18 protein-coding genes are annotated in these 16471 nt (G+C 57.5%); 12 read left to right on the forward strand and 6 right to left on the reverse strand.

The window, feature by feature from the left end:
* The first annotated feature begins 74 nt into the window (after positions 1-74).
* The gene (locus ACW81B_RS01990; RefSeq protein ID WP_491578522.1) at positions 75-386 is read left to right on the forward strand and encodes a hypothetical protein; all 312 of its coding nucleotides are present in this window, start codon (positions 75-77) and stop codon (positions 384-386) included.
* A 10-nt stretch (positions 387-396) separates the two neighbouring features.
* Here ACW81B_RS01990 and ACW81B_RS01995 read toward each other — a convergent pair whose 3' ends face one another.
* Positions 397-2235 (reverse strand): adenosylcobalamin-dependent ribonucleoside-diphosphate reductase, encoded by a 1839-nt coding sequence (locus ACW81B_RS01995; protein ID WP_491578523.1) that lies wholly within the window; start codon positions 2233-2235, stop codon positions 397-399.
* 105 nt (positions 2236-2340) lie between these two features.
* Here ACW81B_RS01995 and ACW81B_RS02000 point away from each other — a divergent pair, with 105 nt between their 5' ends.
* Positions 2341-2550 (forward strand): hypothetical protein, encoded by a 210-nt coding sequence (locus ACW81B_RS02000; protein WP_491578524.1) that lies wholly within the window; start codon positions 2341-2343, stop codon positions 2548-2550.
* Positions 2551-2612: 62 nt separating this feature from the next.
* On the opposite strand, the gene ACW81B_RS02005 is transcribed toward ACW81B_RS02000, so the two are convergent.
* Complete coding sequence (locus ACW81B_RS02005; RefSeq protein WP_491578525.1) at positions 2613-3071, reverse strand: CBS domain-containing protein; 459 nt, start codon at positions 3069-3071, stop codon at positions 2613-2615.
* Between the two features lie 209 nt (positions 3072-3280).
* Here ACW81B_RS02005 and ACW81B_RS02010 point away from each other — a divergent pair, with 209 nt between their 5' ends.
* Entirely contained in the window at positions 3281-3667 is a 387-nt protein-coding gene (locus ACW81B_RS02010) for a DUF3775 domain-containing protein (RefSeq protein WP_491578526.1), read from the forward strand.
* Between the two features lie 32 nt (positions 3668-3699).
* On the opposite strand, the gene ACW81B_RS02015 is transcribed toward ACW81B_RS02010, so the two are convergent.
* A complete protein-coding gene (locus tag ACW81B_RS02015; RefSeq protein WP_491578527.1) occupies positions 3700-4095 on the reverse strand; it encodes a DUF2934 domain-containing protein in 396 nt (131 codons plus the stop codon).
* A gap of 147 nt (positions 4096-4242) precedes the next feature.
* On the opposite strand from ACW81B_RS02015, the gene ACW81B_RS02020 reads away from it, so the two are divergent.
* A complete protein-coding gene (locus ACW81B_RS02020) occupies positions 4243-4485 on the forward strand; it encodes a hypothetical protein (protein WP_491578528.1) in 243 nt (80 codons plus the stop codon).
* A gap of 61 nt (positions 4486-4546) precedes the next feature.
* Here the strand turns inward: ACW81B_RS02020 and ACW81B_RS02025 are convergent, their stop codons facing one another.
* Together ACW81B_RS02025 and ACW81B_RS02030 are read right to left on the reverse strand one after the other, a co-directional pair.
* Positions 4547-5050: an Hsp20/alpha crystallin family protein gene (locus tag ACW81B_RS02025; protein WP_491578529.1), complete on the reverse strand. Its 504-nt coding sequence runs from the start codon at positions 5048-5050 to the stop codon at positions 4547-4549.
* A gap of 300 nt (positions 5051-5350) precedes the next feature.
* Positions 5351-6013 (reverse strand): DUF1614 domain-containing protein, encoded by a 663-nt coding sequence (locus ACW81B_RS02030; protein ID WP_491578530.1) that lies wholly within the window; start codon positions 6011-6013, stop codon positions 5351-5353.
* Positions 6014-6120: 107 nt separating this feature from the next.
* Between ACW81B_RS02030 and ACW81B_RS02035 the strand changes: the two genes are divergently transcribed.
* The 8 genes from ACW81B_RS02035 to ACW81B_RS02070 all read left to right on the forward strand — a co-directional run bounded on the left by ACW81B_RS02035 (position 6121) and on the right by ACW81B_RS02070 (position 15278).
* Positions 6121-7242: a 4Fe-4S dicluster domain-containing protein gene (locus tag ACW81B_RS02035; RefSeq protein ID WP_491578531.1), complete on the forward strand. Its 1122-nt coding sequence runs from the start codon at positions 6121-6123 to the stop codon at positions 7240-7242.
* A complete protein-coding gene (locus tag ACW81B_RS02040) occupies positions 7235-8068 on the forward strand; it encodes an FAD/NAD(P)-binding protein (protein WP_491578532.1) in 834 nt (277 codons plus the stop codon). Before ACW81B_RS02035 ends, ACW81B_RS02040 begins: the two co-directional genes overlap by 8 nt.
* Before the next feature lies 1 nt (position 8069).
* A complete protein-coding gene (locus tag ACW81B_RS02045) occupies positions 8070-8822 on the forward strand; it encodes an NADH-quinone oxidoreductase subunit B family protein (RefSeq protein WP_491578533.1) in 753 nt (250 codons plus the stop codon).
* Positions 8823-8951: 129 nt separating this feature from the next.
* On the forward strand, positions 8952-10823 hold the full coding sequence (locus ACW81B_RS02050) for a nickel-dependent hydrogenase large subunit (protein WP_491578534.1): 1872 nt from the start codon (positions 8952-8954) through the stop codon (positions 10821-10823).
* A 47-nt stretch (positions 10824-10870) separates the two neighbouring features.
* Entirely contained in the window at positions 10871-11446 is a 576-nt protein-coding gene (locus ACW81B_RS02055) for a 2-oxoacid:acceptor oxidoreductase family protein (protein WP_491578535.1), read from the forward strand.
* Complete coding sequence (gene porA / locus ACW81B_RS02060) at positions 11430-12602, forward strand: pyruvate ferredoxin oxidoreductase (protein WP_491578536.1); 1173 nt, start codon at positions 11430-11432, stop codon at positions 12600-12602. The genes ACW81B_RS02055 and porA overlap by 17 nt, the downstream gene beginning before the upstream one ends.
* A 1-nt stretch (position 12603) precedes the next feature.
* On the forward strand, positions 12604-13599 hold the full coding sequence (locus ACW81B_RS02065; RefSeq protein ID WP_491578537.1) for a thiamine pyrophosphate-dependent enzyme: 996 nt from the start codon (positions 12604-12606) through the stop codon (positions 13597-13599).
* Positions 13590-15278, forward strand: coding sequence for an FAD-dependent oxidoreductase (locus ACW81B_RS02070; protein ID WP_491578538.1), 1689 nt, complete (start codon positions 13590-13592; stop codon positions 15276-15278). Before ACW81B_RS02065 ends, ACW81B_RS02070 begins: the two co-directional genes overlap by 10 nt.
* A 478-nt stretch (positions 15279-15756) precedes the next feature.
* Here the strand turns inward: ACW81B_RS02070 and ACW81B_RS02075 are convergent.
* The coding region (locus ACW81B_RS02075) for a glycoside hydrolase family 130 protein (RefSeq protein WP_491578539.1) at positions 15757-16471 on the reverse strand (715 nt) is incomplete at its 5' end.

Here is a 16471-nt window from a genome sequence, read left to right on the forward strand (position 1 = left end):
TGAAATCATGGCTGATATCAAGGCACTTCAGCCGGAGCAGTGGCGATCAGGGTGTGCTGGTACCGGCGAGCAATATGAAACACCTGATGCTGCGCTCTAACGTCGTCGACGCCGTGCGTGAAAACCGCTTCAGCATCTACGCAATCGAGCATGCTGACCAGGCGCTTGAGTTGCTCACCGGCACCGCGGCCGGTGAAGCCGGCAGTGACGGGCTGTTTCCGGAAGACACGGCAAATGGCCAGGTACAACTGCGTTTGCGCACCCTGGCAGGACTGAGAATGCAATATACCGCGGCGGCAAAAGAACTCACGGCAGGTGTACCACTTGAGGAGCGGGATCATCATGGCGTGGGTTTCAGTAAAAAGCCGGGGCGTGATACGGATTAACCAGAGGCCGCTAGTCTTCTTCCCGTTCAATACTGCAACAGTGCGTCAACGGTGCGCCCTCCTCCTTCCGCACCTGCTTGCCGGATAACAGGATTTCCCCGCGCACAGGGCCGGGGCGGAACGTGGTACAGCCTTTTACACCCGCCTTGTATGCATCTTCATACAGCGAACGGAAGTCCTCAAAGGCATAGTCCTCCGGCACGTTGATCGTTTTGGAGATGGCATTGTCAACAAACGGCTGTAATGCCGCCTGCATAGCGAGGTGTGCAGCGGGAGACAGTGCCCGTGCATCAATAAAATAGTCCGGCAAGGGTTCATCCGTCAGCTTGTGCCAGTAGCGGTAAGCATAGTCTGTCACCTCGAAGGTTTCATAGTCACCGCCCTGGTCCAGCACACGTCGATGGTGTCTGAAACCGAATACCGGCTCGATACCACTGGACACATTGCCCGCCAGCAGACTGATGGTGCCGTTCGGTGCAACTGCCGTGAGATGGCTGTTGCGGATTCCCTGCTCCCGGATACCCCGCTGGATTGATGCCGGTAACGACTGGATAAATGCACTCTGAAGATAGTGCTCTGTGTCGAAATACGGGAAACAGCCCTTCTCGGCAGCCAGTTCAATCGAAGCAAGGTAAGCGGCATGACAAACCGTTTGCATAATCTGTTCTGCCTTGTGACGCGCACCAGCCTTGCCGTAATGCAGTCCCAGCATGATCAGCGCATCTGCCAGACCGGTAATACCAAGCCCGATACGACGCGATCCCTGCGCCTGTTCAGCCTGCGCCTGCAGGGGGAAATGAGAGCAGTCGATGACATTGTCCAGTAGACGGACAGCGATCTTTACAGTCTCACGGATCCCCTCCATATCGAGGTGTGCATGGGTGGTAAAGGGCTCAACAACAAAGCGGGTCAGGTTGACCGACCCAAGGTCGCAGGCACCATAAGGTGGTAAAGGAATCTCTCCGCAGGGATTGGTGGTGGTGATCTGTTCACGGTAAGCCAGATTATTGAGCGCATTGATGCGGTCGATAAACAACACACCTGGCTCGGCGGTATCATAAGCGGCACGCATAATACGTTCCCAGAGAGCACGTGCCGGCACCCGCCTGATGATCCTGCAAGGCACCGCTTCGCGCTGTCCGGTCCACGCGCGCATAATGGTTTCGCCCGGACTGTCCTGCTCAAGGCTGTCGAGTGGAAACACCAGCGGCCAGAGCGCATCCTGATCTATCGCTTGCATAAAAGCGTCCGTTACCTGCACCGAAATATTGAAGTGCTGCAATTCACCGGGGGTTCGCTTGGCCTCGACAAAATGTTCGATGTCAGGATGATCACAACGCAGACTGGCAAGCATGGCGCCGCGCCGGGCACCTGTCGACATAATCGTCGCGCACATGGCGTCCCAGATGCGCATAAAGGAAACCGGACCTGACGCAATGCGGCCGCTGGCATGAGCGATGGTGTTCCCTGGACGCAGATTTGAAAAATCGTAACCCGTGCCGCCACCTGCCTGCATGGTGAGGGCGCCTTCCTTGAGCTGGTCAAAGATGCTCTCCATGGAATCATCGATAATCCCCATGACAAAACAGTTCAGCAGGGTCACGCGCCGGCCACTCCCGGCACCGGCGAGGATACGGCCACCGGGGAGAAAGCGAAAATCTTCCAGGATGCTGTAAAAGCGCTCCTCCCAGAAACCGGCATCATGCGCCTCGACGGAAGCCAGTGCACTGGCCACCCGGCCCCAGCTATCCTCGATGCTGCGCTCCTGCGGTACACCGCCCAGCTCCAGGCGGTATCTGGTTTCCCAGATGTGCTGTGCAATGGAGGTGTCGAGGCAGGTTATTTTCATGGCTGTCTCTGTCGTTATTCCGTTAACCAAGAATAGTAGCTACGCAGCGAAATCAACGTCGGTGGCCAACGCAGCCCGGATCTCAGGCCGTCTACAGTCATCGGGATGCTCGACTGGTCGATCAGGATAAAATCGCTGTACCTGCGCCAGTACAAGGCCCAGTTTGCCGACCTGCTGATCGAGCCGGTAACCGGTTTCCGACAGTGGGCTGATTTTTCCCACCCTGACCAGGAAATCGAGCGGGGCCGACAAGCGGCGCTGGAAAAGATGCCTGAGTTGCTGGAGCAACTTGGGCTGTCCCACAGCAGGCACTGACCCCCCGCCCCCGGGGAGAGGGGAGTTCCAGCGCTGCAGTGACTTTCACGAACAGCCGCCCCCTAATGGTGCTTGCAAACCGCCTTCAGGGTCATAATGGCGTCATCGAAAGACAGCTCGGGCTTTCCTTCACCACGCTTGCCGCGCTCGGCGCAGACAACTACATCATCAACTGAAAGAATACCTTGCAGGCAACCGCTATCGTCAACGACCGGTAAACGGCGCACATGCGCCTCGCTCATTGCCTGCAGTGCGGAATCGATACTGTCCTCGGCCTTGCAGCACTTCACCTCGTGACCATTGATTACATCGCTGGTGCATATCTCGCACAAGGGTTTGTGTTGCAGTGCACCGGCCATGGCGATGTCGCGGTCGGTAATTATGCCAACGGGCATTCCGTCATCGTTCATCACCGGAATGGAACCACAGTCACCATTCCACATTTGCATCGCCACGGTTTCCAGGTCAGTTTGCGGGGTACAACATATCGCCCTGGCAGTCATCACTTCAGAGACTCTCATCGCATGTTCCTCCTTGTTCACGGCATGAACTTACCCAACCCAATAATAGCCCAAAAAACCGCTTCTGCATGGTCTCCCCGTGTGCGAGGAGGGTGCCAGTTGTGTTGTGTTCTGAGGCAAATCAAACATGGCACGTTCAAAGTGTGCTTTACTATAGTACAGAGAAGTTCAAGCCTTTAAGCAGGCTACAAAATATTACGGGGGTTGCCATGCTTAATCTGAATCCTGATATCGTTTGCTTTCTGATTTCCCGGGCACGAATCTTTCACAGTAAGGAAGAAGTCGTATTGCCGGACGTCCCCGACAACCCGGCAGATGACTGGGCCCTGCAGGTACTGGCCGACCACACCGGTGATTCCGTCTTCCAGGAATTCAAGGCAACTGTCGACGACCTGGAGCCGGATCAGCAGCAGGAGCTGGTTGCACTGATGTGGATCGGGAGAAATGACTTCAGCCCGAACGAATGGGTCGCAGCGTTACAGGAAGCCCGCCAGAACTGGGGTGAAAACACAGCAGAGTACCTTATTTCTCACCCACTGCTGGCTGACTACCTGCTTGAAGGACTTAACCTTCTCGGCCATAGCTGCGATGAATAAATAATCTGCAGGTCAAAGATCTGCCGCCAGTATCACGCCCGGCTTTCCTGTTGGGGTTGGGTGCCACGGGCGGTCATTTTCGGGGTTTCATCCTTTACCCAGCCCTGCAGCAACAACTGGTCAATTTCCCGTTCTGCTTCCAGCCAGTCCTGTTCGGGGCTGCCACCCGTAAATCCACGGTGCTCGGCGCGCAGGTAGGCGCATTCGGCAATCAGCCTGTGCCTGGCATCTACGTCGACAGCACTGCCGTGCCCCTGGAGCCTGATAGCGGGTCCGTCCGAGGCCTCAATCCGCGCCTTCAGTTTCTCCGCAGCCTTTTCCATCGCCTGTTCAAGCTTGCGCTCGAAGCCTGTTTCCAGTGTACGCAGACGTTTACGCAATGCATCCACTTCAGCGGATAGTGATTTCACTGTCAGTTTCTCTGCCATTTCCTTATCCTCCTTCCATGATCGTCCTCGAGTGCAGGATCTCTATCACGGTCATGGATATTGACCCTGATCATTTCATACTGGACTGATACGTAGTATTTACTAGTCTTGGGTTAAGCTGATAACAATGTTCACAGGAGCAAGGCCATGCCAGAAACGCATAAAATTCCTCATGTCGGCGCCCCGGATCCGGAGTTGAAAAACTCCCCGGTTTTTGATGAAGCTGATAACGACTACCTCTCACTCGACCTGGAACTTGAATCCAGCGCCTGCTACTTCAATGGGAAGTCCTACCCCATCGGCCAGTATGTCTGCAGCGGTGATGAACTGTTGCGCTGCGAGGAAAAAGGCGTATGGATGCGGGAAGGTTCCTGCCACGAGGAAGAGTGACCCCTGAGCCTGTGATGTCAGTATCCGGGCGCCGGTGCCTGAACACCGGCGCCCGACAGGCTTACTCGACCTTGACCGTGTGGCGCTTTGATATTTCAAGCTTCGGGATGATCAGCTCCAGAATGCCATCCGAAAACTTCGCCCTGGCCTTGTCTCCGTCCACTTCGCAGGGCAGTGTGGCGGTACGCGCAAACGACCCCTGGTAAATTTCGGAACGGAAATAGTCGTCTTTCTCTTCGCTGCGTTCCTCTTTGGTGCATCCCTTGATCGTTACTGTGTGATCCGTCACGGATATATCGAGGTCTTTTTTGTCGACGCCCGGCACTTCTGCACGGACCACCACCTCGTCGTCCCGCTCGATAATATCCAGCCTGGGCATTTTCGCTTCAACAAGCCCGGTCATCTCCGTCCACGAGGGCCACTCCCACTGCGCGGGACGAATCCCGACCCGCGGCAGCACGCTGCCGAACATGCGCTCCATCTCTTCAAAAGGCGTCAGGGCATGCGTGTGTGTCGCCTTCCTGGTTTCGGTACCTTCACTCGATTTCATTTCTTTCTTTGCCATGTCAATCACCTCCTGTAATAGCTCACGCCAATAGTGCTTTACCCATGCACGATTTCAGCTGTGGCTGTAGTAACCACGTCGTGCTCCACTCAACAAAGACTGAAAATCCTCGCCACGACTGTGTACCAGCAGTTCATGGTTGAGTTGCTGACGGGTATCACAACAATCACATAGCCGGATCCACCCCTTACGAGCACAGCCCTGGCAACATGATCTTCGGAAACTGGTAACTCACGTTTTGCACTTCCAAGCATAGACCATCAGGAGGCGCATGCCATTGAGCTGGATCAAGCTGGCAGTCTAGGCCAGCAACGCCGCAATAATGCCGGTAAAAAATATGCCATCAAAGGTCCCCGCCCCCCCGATTGACGCAACCGGCACACCCAGCCGGTCTATGTCACGCATGCGCATCAGGTCAGCGCCGACCAGCACCCCCATCGTGCCACCGATGTAGGCAAGTGGCGCAGCATGCTGCGGGTCGAGCAGAAGGGCCGCGATAACCGATGTAACAGGTGCGACAAACAGGGGCATGCCAATCCCCATCCCCGGAATCGGGCGACTGAACAGGTAACTGACCGTTGCTACAATGGCTATCGCCAACATTGTGACGCTCACCCCGTATCCGTGATGTGTGAACAGGTAGAGGGAAACGGCAACCGGAATCAGGCAACCGCCCACGTTGACAGCAATAAGTGTTTTCCCCTGCGGACCCATACGTGGAAACCCCCAGGGAACCGGCTTGTGCGGGAGCCTGGCGGCAATCGCCTCCCAGCCAGACTCGCGCCAGTAAACAGGAACGTTGATGCCACTGCCGATCAGCGACCCCAGAAGCAACAGCATGCCGGCTTGCGGCGATAAGCCCAGCTTATCAAAGGCAATGGTGATAGCCCCCACCTGGATCAGCGCCACCAGGAAAATACCGATGACAAACAATATGACCAGATAAATAAATGTGAGTGGCATAAAGGCTTCTACCGGCAAGTTCAATTGAGTTAATCTATGGTCTGTCCTGTCAAATAGCAACCGGGCAACAGCACAAAATCAACGCAGGAGGTAAAGGGAACATTGCCATGACTGCCGCATTATCGAACGCCGGCTTCCTGCCACGCCCCCGCCTGCAGCGTCTTGTCGACATCCTGCAACAGGAAGGTTACACCTGTGTTGGCCCGCAGCTTCGCGACCATACCATTCATTATGATGTCATGGACTCGGTGGAGCGGCTGCCACAAGGACTCAGCGACCGGCAGACACCCGGACACTACCAGCTCAATCCTGCCGGACACGCCCGTTACTTTGCCTGGGCCAACGGGCCGCAGGCGCTCAAACCGCTGTTGTTTGCGCCCCGTGAGCCGTTGTGGAAATCGCAGGCTGGCGAAGCAGGGCAGCTCGACTTCAGTGAAATCATCCCGGCCACAGAAGCCCTTGCCGTCATTGGTGTTCGCGCCTGCGACATTGCCGCCCTGTACATTCACGACAGGCACTTCCTGCAACAGGCATACCGCGACCCCTGCTACCTGGCGCGCCGGCAGAAACTCCTGCTGGTCGCAGTCAATTGCACCCACCCTGCCGAAACCTGTTTTTGTGTCTCCACCGGTGATGGTCCGCAGGTCAGCTATGGCTATGACCTTGCGTTGTCCGAACTGGATGACGGTTTTATCGTCGAGGCCCACACCGAAAAAGGCCTGTCGATCCAGTCCCGCCTTGAACTCGACAGCGTCACTGATGCGCAGCGCGAAGCCGCAGATGCTGCCAGCCGCCACGCAGTACAACAGCAGACCCGACGACTGCCGTCACGCAATCTGAATCAGCCCTTGTTCGACAATCTCGATCACCCGCGCTGGGAAGACATTGCAGAACGCTGTCTTTCCTGTGGTAATTGCACCAGTGTGTGCCCGACCTGTTTCTGTCACAGCGAGTTCGATGAAGCCGTGCTGGATGGCACCAGCAGCACCCACTACCGGCAGTGGGATTCCTGTTTTAACGAGGGCCACAGCTATATCCACGGGATCACCATTCGCAGTGATACCCGGCTGCGCTATCGCCAGTGGCTGACCCACAAGCTGGGTAGCTGGCACGAACAGTATGGTCGTTCCGGTTGTGTCGGTTGCGGGCGCTGTATCAGCTGGTGTCCGGTGGGCATCGACCTCACCGAAGAGGCCGCCATCATCTGCGGGGAAGTGGATCATGTCTAATCCCTACCTGCCGCAACAGGCTAAAATCGTCGAACGCATCGAGGAATCGCCCGGCCTGTTCACATTGCGCCTGCGCTTTAGCAATCCACAGGCGCAGGCCGCCTACCAGTTCGAACCCGGGCAGTTCAACATGCTGTACCTGTATGGCGTCGGCGAAATCCCCATTTCCATCGTTTCCGACCCGAAAGATGAGCACATCATCGACCACACTATTCGCGCCGTGGGGCGGGTCAGCAAGGCCATGTCCCGCCTCAGGGCCGGTGAGTGTATTGGCGTACGCGGACCTTACGGTCGCGGCTGGCCGTTACTGGCCGCCGAACAGCGCGATGTTGTCGTAGTCACCGGTGGACTGGGCTGTGCACCGGTAGTCTCGGTCATCAATTACATTGCCAATCGACGCGAACGTTTTGGCAAACTGAACATCGTTCAGGGCGTCAAGCATTCCAGCGATTTTATCTGGCGGGAGCGCTATGACCGCTGGCGCGAGATGCCGGATACCACCGTATTACTGGCGGCGGACCAGGGCGATCCCGTCTGGCCCTGGCACATCGGCCTGGTAACAGATCTGTTCGACCAGCTGGATTTTGATCCTGATCGCGTCAGCGTTATGTTGTGCGGACCGGAAGGTATGATGCGTGTCGTGGTCCGGCACATGCTGGAGGAAAAAGTCGCAGAAAATGACATCTGGCTGAGCATGGAGCGCAACATGCAATGTGCCGTGGGTCATTGCGGTCACTGCCAGTATGGTGGGAAGTACATCTGCAAGGATGGACCGGTATTCAGCTACGGCGAACTCAAACCCCTGTTTGGCAAGGCGGGCTTCTGATATGGCAAACAAACCCAAAGTGGCGGTACACAAGTTCAGCTCCTGTGACGGTTGCCAGCTGGCCTTCCTCAACATGGGTGAAGATCTCCTGACGCTGAGCGAGCAGGTAGACATTGTACATTTCGCCGAAGCTGGCCCGGTGGATGAAGATATACCCGTGGATATCGCCTTTATCGAAGGCAGTATTGCCACGCCAGACGATCTGCCACGCATCGAGCGCATTCGTCGCAACAGCCGTTACCTGATCAGTATCGGCGCCTGCGCCACCAGCGGCGGCATACAGGCCCTGCGCAACATGGCGGACACAACGCAATGGATTGCCGCCATTTATGCCAGCCCGGAACACATCCACAGCCTTGATGAATCCACCGCGATTACCCGGCATGTCAAGGTGGATTTCGAACTGTGGGGCTGCCCTGTCAATCAGCAACAGATCCTCACGACAGTCCGCGCTCTGTTATCGGGCGTACTGCCACCGGTACAACAGGACAGCCTGTGCCAGGAATGCAAACGCACACAGACAAACTGTGTCATGGTTACCAGAGGAAAGCCCTGCCTGGGACCGGTTACCCGCAACGGTTGTGGAGCACTCTGTCCGTCGCTGGGGCGCGCCTGTTATGGCTGTTACGGCCCGGCAGGAAACATCAATGTCGACGCCCTGTCACAACGGTTTGAAGCACTGGGTCTGGAAAAGGATGAAGCGAGACAGCGTTTTCAGTTTATTCATAGTGGCGCAGCCGCCTTTCACAACTAATGCCCACCCATAAGCGCCACGATTTCTCTCGCCAGGGCGCAAAGGCGCCAGGAAAAGGCTTGTGTATGTTTCTACTACCGCCTGGCAAGCGTGGTTCATTCTCAATGGAAAGCGCACCGGGTCAACAGCATGAGCAATAGAACCATTAACATCAACGTCCCGGTACTGGCCCGGGTGGAAGGTGAAGGTGCACTGGAGCTGAAGATACGCGATCAGCACATTGACGAACTACGCCTGCGCATCTACGAGCCGCCACGTTATTTCGAGAAATTCCTGGAAGGACGAAACTATGACGAGGTAGCCGATGCCGTGGCGCGTATCTGCGGCATCTGCCCGGTGGCCTACCAGATGACCGCTGTACACGCCATTGAATCCATTTTCCAGCTCAAGACTTCATCATGGATCCGCGCCATGCGCCGGGTCATGTACTGCGGCGAATGGCTGCAAAGCCACAGCCTGCACATCCACATGCTGGCGGCGCCGGACTTTCTTGGCTTCAACAGCATCATTGAAATGGCCGAACAGCACGCCGCGGAAGTCCGGCGCGGCCTGATGTTGCAAGGCCTGGGCAATGATCTTATTGCCCTGTTCGGCGGCCGCTCCGTTCACCCGGTCGGCGTACGCACCGGTGGATTTTACAAGGCGCCTTCCGCTGATCGGGTTGAACAAATACTTGTGCGGTTAAGGAACGCACTCGCGGATGTCGAAGCACTGGTTGGCTGGACGGCATCCCTGGATCTGCCCGGTGATGAACAGGATTTTGTCTGTGTTGCCCTGCGCCACGAAACGGAGTACCCGCTGAATGAAGGCCGCATTGTGTCAGACCACGGACTGGACATCCGCATCGATGAATACGAGGCACACTTCAGGGAATTCCAGGTTCCCCATTCCACGGCATTGCACAGCCTGTTGAATGACAGGCCTTACCTGCTTGGCCCGCTGGCGCGTATCAACCTGAACCGGGACAAACTGCCCGATGCCGTTCGTTCGGTGATGGATGACACCGGCATCCGTTTCCCCTCCCGCAATATGTTCCACAGCATCGTCGCGCGCGCCGTTGAAATGCACTATGCCATTGCCGAAGCCATTCGTCTGCTGGAGAGCTACGCAGAAACTGCGATGGATGACGAGGAAATCACACCGGTCGCCGGAACCGGTTTTGGCTGCACCGAAGCACCGCGTGGCCTGCTATGGCACCGCTACGAACTGGATGCCGACGGACGGGTAGCGCAGGCGCGCATTGTGCCGCCCACCAGTCAGAACCAGGCGCGGATCGAGGAAGATCTGCGGCGTTCGCTGGAACAATTCGGCCTGCAGCATGACCAGACCGACCTGCGCCTGCACGCGGAAAAAGTCATTCGCAACTACGACCCGTGTATTTCCTGCGCCACACATTTTCTGAAGCTGGACATTGAGCATCTGTCCACTGCGGAAGAACACAAACAAAACAAAACCCCGCACGGCGGAATACCGGCAAATGCATGCTTCACCGGGAAGATACGCGTTATCGGCATCGGCTCCCCTTCCGCTGCCGACAGGCTTGGCTGGGAGGTAGTGCAACAACTTGAGCGAGAGGGTGAACTGCAGGCACTCATGCCGGAAAAGCTGGTGCTTTGCACGCTTGATCGCCCTGCCAACGACCTGCTGGAGCAGTTGACGCATAGCGAACATATCATTCTTATCGATGCACTGACGGTTGCGGGAAGCAATGTATCACAACGTGAACAGGTCATTGAACTGTCAGCAGATGACATCACAACAGCCCCTGTCCAGCTGTCCAGCCACGCTATCGGAATCCGCGAATCGCTGGCACTGTATCAGGCATTGGAAAACCGGGAGCGGGATAAAGCCTTACCCGACATACTTGTTTTTGGCCTTGATGCCGGCGACACGCCTGACACCCCGTTCAGTCAGTCAGCCGTTCAAAAACTGGCCCGGGCGGTTAAGGAAAAACTGCTGGAATTGATCTGTCTCAGAGACACACAGCCGACTGGCAGCTAGACTACTCACCAGGTCGGAGTTGTCCATGCTGCTTAGGGTAAACATGCATGATTGAAATCAGGATTCACGGACGTGGTGGACAGGGCAATGTTGTAGCCGCCTACCTGCTGGCAACGGCGGCTTTCGAGGCAGGCCGTTACGGACAGGCTTTTCCCAGCTTTGGCGCGGAACGGCGAGGCGCGCCGGTGGCCGCGTTTGTGCGTATCGACGACAAGCCGATCCGGCGCCGCTGCCAGGTCAGGGAGCCTGCCTTCCTGATCATCCAGGATGAAGCCCTGCTGCACGTTCCCGGTATACTCGATGGCCTGCGCCCGGGCGTTGGGGTGCTGGTCAATTCCGGCCGCACACCCGATCAACTGACGCCGGTTAACGGCTACGAAGTCATCACCCTGCCGGCCTCCGCACTGGCTAATGAAATATTGGGCAGGCCGGTACCCAACACGGCGCTGCTGGCCGCATTTCTGACGCTCACCGAATTGCTGCCCAGGCAGGCATTGATCAAGGCGCTGGCGGGACGCTTCCGCGGCGACACACTGGAACGTAACACCCGTCTCATTGAACAGGCCGCCGGCAAGGTACCGGCCGGACACTGGAAGGACGTGCAGCATGCAGCAAGCGCTTGAAGGTTCTCAGGCCATCGCGCGGGCCGTAAGCCTGTGCAAGCCACAGGTAGTGTCCGCCTACCCCATCACGCCACAGACCCACATCGTGGAAAACCTGTCGAAGCTGGTCGCGGACGGTGAACTGGAGTGCGAACTGGTCAGCGTCGAAAGCGAATTTTCCGCGGCCTCGGTCGCACTGGGCGCGGTGGCTGCCGGTTCGCGCGCCTACACCGCCTCCTCGTCGCAGGGTATCCTGCTGATGAGCGAAGTCCTGTTCAACATTGCCGGGCTGCGCATACCGCTGGTGCTGACCTGCGCCAACCGCGCGGTATCGGCGCCGCTGTCGATCTGGAACGACCAGCAGGATTCCATGGCAGTACGTGATGCCGGCTGGATTCAACTCTATTGCGCCGACAACCAGGAAGCCGTGGACACGACCATTCAGGCGTTCCGCATTGCCGAGCAATGCGAACTGCCGGTGATGGTATGCGTCGATGGCTTTACGCTCACGCATACGCTTGAAGTCCTGGACATGCCGGAGCCGCAAGAGGTGGATGCGTTTTTGCCTGCTTTCAACTTTGCCCGACGCCTGGATCCGGCCAATCCACTCAGTGTCGGCACACTGGTATCGCCTGAGTTCTTCACCGAAACGCGCCACGATCACCACCAGGCGCTACGTGATGCCGCTGATGTCATCGTCCAGGCACAACACGACTGGCTGGAAATCAGTGGCCGCGACACCGGAGGCCTGCTGCGCATTGCCGGGCCGGAAAAAGCCACCACCGCAGTCCTCACGCTGGGCTCCATTGCCGGCACGCTTCAGGAAGCCATGGAAACCCATGAAGGTGACAACCCTGCACGCCTGATCATGCTACGTAGCTTCCGTCCCTTCCCGGACCAGGCATTGCGCGAGGCCTGCCAGGGACTCGAACGCCTGATCGTGCTGGAAAGAGCCCTGTCACCGGGTGCCGGCGGCATCGTTGGCAGTGAAGTCCGCGCAACATTGAGCACCATGAACAACCCGCCACAGGTCTTCAACTTTGCCGTGGGTCTGGGGGGTCGCGATGTGCCAATAGAAATCTGGTCACAACTGCTCGAAGCCGTCGAAGCAGGCCGCGGAACCGGTTTCGATATCCTCGACCTCGATAGAGGCAAACTTCCCGCGGAGGCGTCGTGACATGACAGATGACGTGAAGATTCCTCTGACCAGCCTGCGACGTTCACAACCCCGCTTCAGTGGTTTTGAAGCCGGTCACCGTGCCTGTCTCGGTTGTGGCGAAGCACTGGCAGCACGGCTGGTTACGGAGTCCGCCGGACCGGATGTGATCTACGCCAATGCCACCGGTTGCCTGGAGGTGTTTACCACGGCCTGGCCGGAGTCAGCGTGGCGGGTGCCCTGGATGCACTCGCTGTTTGCCAACGCCGCAGCGATCGGCGCGGGTATGGAAGCGGCATTGAAAGCACAGGGAAAGTCGACGCGGGTCATCGCCATGGGTGGCGACGGTGGCACGTTCGATATCGGTTTCCAGGCCCTGTCGGGGATGCTGGAACGCGGACACAATGTGCTGTACGTCTGTTTCGACAACGAAGCCTACATGAATACCGGCATACAGCGCTCCAGCTCAACGCCCCACGCAGCGGCCACCACCACCTCACCGGCGGGCCGGGAGAGCATGGGTAAACGGCACATGAAAAAGGACATCGTATCGATCGTTGCCGCGCACCATATTCCTTACGCCGCCACGGCATCCGTGGCCTACCCGGCTGATATCCACAAAAAGGTACGCCGTGCACTGGCGATCGACGGGCCGACATTCCTGCACGTCCACACCCCCTGCCCGCTGGGCTGGGGACACGATGGCGCGCTGACGATCGAGATTGCACGCCTCGCCGTGCAGACCGGGCTGTTCCCGCTGATCGAACTGGAACGAGGTGGTGTCGTCAGCGTGATGCCGATTCGCAAACAGCGCCCGGTCACAGATTATCTGGGCCTGCAGACGCGTTTCCGGCACCTGTTTGCCGATAGCGCGAAAGCCAGAGAAGAACTTGAACATTTGCAGGCACTGGCGGATTACAACATCGAACGCTATGGCCTGCATGGGCAACAGCAGGCGGATGCCCTGGACACCGAGGGTGCGGATACAGTGCGGCGTGGAGGCATGCGATGGGCATAAAAATCACCCGCGGCAGTTTTGCCCGGCCGGGTACCTCGCTGCAGTTCGATACCGGCTCATGGCGGGTGCAACAACCGGTACACCGGCATGCAGCGGCACCCTGTCGCAGCGCCTGCCCGGCTGGCGAAGATGCACAGGCGTATCTTGCACTGGTAGAACAGGAACGCTTCCGTGAGGCCTGGGGGAATATCATTGCCGCCAACCCCATGCCTGCCATTACCGGACGCGTCTGCCACCACCCCTGTGAAACAGCCTGTAACCGCGGGAGTTATGATGAAGCCATCGCCATTCATCATGTTGAACGTTTTCTCGGTGACATGGCGCTGGAGGAAGACTGGGCGTATCCGCCTGTTGATATCCCGGAAGGCGCGCCCGAAGTGGCCGTGGTCGGGGCCGGGCCAGCCGGTTGTTCGGCGGCCTGGCACCTGCTGCTGCGTGGTTACCGCGTGCAACTGTTCGAGACTTTGCCGCAGGCCGGCGGACTACTCCGCAGTGCCATTCCGCCTTACCGGCTACCATCAGACGTCGTGGAAAAGGAACTCTCCCGTATACTGGCCCAGGGCATTCAGTTCATGCCGGGGCAGCGTCTGGGACGCGATTTCTCCCTGGAGGAATTGCAGGCCAGCTTCAGTGCCGTGTTCCTGGGTATCGGAACACAACGCAGCCGTGAGTGGAGCATCGACGGCGCCACACCGCACGACCTGCACGTCGGCCTGTCACTGTTGAAAGAATGGATGGATATTGGCGCCATACCCGGCTGGTCCAGTGTCGCTATCGTCGGCGCCGGCAACACGGCCATCGACCTTGCGCGGGTACTGAAACTGACAGGTGTAGCGGAAGTCCACATCATCTCGCACAAGGCGATTCCCGGACCCGGCGTAGCGGAAGAAGATGCCATGCCCGCGATCCGTCGTGAAATCGACCAGGGCCTTGAGGAAGGCGTCATCATCCACGAGCACCGTGGTGTGCAACGACTTATCCTGCGCGGTGAGCAGGTGGTCGGGCTGGAACTGGTGCATATGAAAAAGTTGCCCGACGCCAGCGGCCAGTTAAAGCGCGTGGCCTTTGAAGGAACCGAATCCATATTGCACGTGGAACAGGTTATCCCTGCCATTGGACAGACGGTCGACCCCGAAGGCGTCAGGACCCTGCTTGGCCAGCGCTCGTATTTCCGTGTGGATGCGTGGGGACATTTCCCCGATCAGCCCGGACTGTTTACCGGGGGTGATGCTCGCGGTGACCGCGGAACCGTCAGTGAAGCTATTGGTGACGGAAGGCGGGCCGCCATAGCGATAGATCATTTTCTCAGGGAAACAACAGGCAACCCGCCGGAGAACCATGCTGAGCCGATTCCCGTTGAACAACTTAACCTGAACTATTACGAACCGGCAGCGCGCACTGAAGTGCAATTGCTCGATGTTACCGAGCGCAGAAAATTTATCGAGATCGAGAGTGGCCTGACACAAAAGCAGGCAACTTACGAGGGGCAACGCTGCTTCTCCTGCGGTAACTGCCTTGCCTGCGACAACTGCTGGACACTATGCCCTGATGTTGCGGTACTGAAAACACAGGATGTTGCCGCCGATGGCTCACACTACGTGTTCGACTATGGCTACTGCAAGGGTTGCGGATTATGCGCGCAGGAATGCCCGAGTGGCTATATCGTAATGAAAGCGTAACAGGAAAAGCCAGGGCAATTGTTCCAACCCGGGCCTCCTGAAAAATTAATGTTCTACCGGGTCCAGAAAGTGCGTCAATTGACGCGAGTCATTTCGCACTCTGGCAGACCACCCCTTGATGGTAGTGATGATCAGGACCAGACAGGCCGCCTGGGTAAGAAGGAGGAAAATGGTAAGCGGTGTATTCATTTCAGACTCCTTTGCAGGTCAGTTACGGGAACCAGACAATAGAGGACAAAGCAAGCAATAACTCCATATACAAGCAATAGCTACGCCAGACGGAAACATGCGAGCAATAAAGTCTGTAAAAACATATGGTAATAAAGCCTTTCTGAACCCGTCGTGAAAACCCGGGAACGCCCTATCTGTCGCCAAACCACGACAGATATATTCCAGAAAATCCAACCTGTTGAAAACTGGTGAGTTCGGGTGTTACTTGGTGGTGACAGGTAATGTTACTGCTTGCGTCCTCATCCGGTCACTTGTAATACGCTGGCCGGCTGTTGCTGAGGCACAGGTCTACCAGGTCGTCGAGGCGCGCGGTCCCGGCGCACATCACGCTATCCGCGCCACCCCAGTAAATCGTTACGCCGCCGTCGTCATCCGCGACCGCACCGCAACTAAAGACGACGTTGTGTACATAGCCCGTAATCTCCCAGGGGTCCTGCGGCGCCAGCACCCAGTCATCCGAGACGCCAATAATCTTTGCCGGATTGGCGAGGTCGTGCAGCGCCACGCCGAGGCGATAGACCGCCCCGTCCATGGTCTCGAATACGCCGTGGTAGATACTGAGCCAGCCGCGCTCAGTGCGGATCGGGGTCGCACCGGGACCGATCTTGGTTTCGTCCCAGTGATATTGCAGCGGTTTCATCACCACTTCGGAATCGCCCCAGTGCACAAGGTCCGGTGACCAGGATAACCATATCGACCAGGGACTGATCTCCGAATGCGGACGATCCAGGCGGGCATATCGAGCGCCGAAACGTTGCGGAAAAATAACGACATTACGCATGTCCGCCTGCGTGATCAGCGAAACCCGCTCGACCGATCGGAAGTCCCGCGTTTTCGCCAGGCCGATGCGCACACCGTGGCGTGAATAGGCGCTGTAGGTAATCAGGTATTCACCATCGATGCAGGAAATTCTGGGATCTTCCACACCATAGGCTTCATACTCAGCAAACATGCCCTGTTGC

This window comes from Thiogranum sp. (assembly GCF_058323355.1).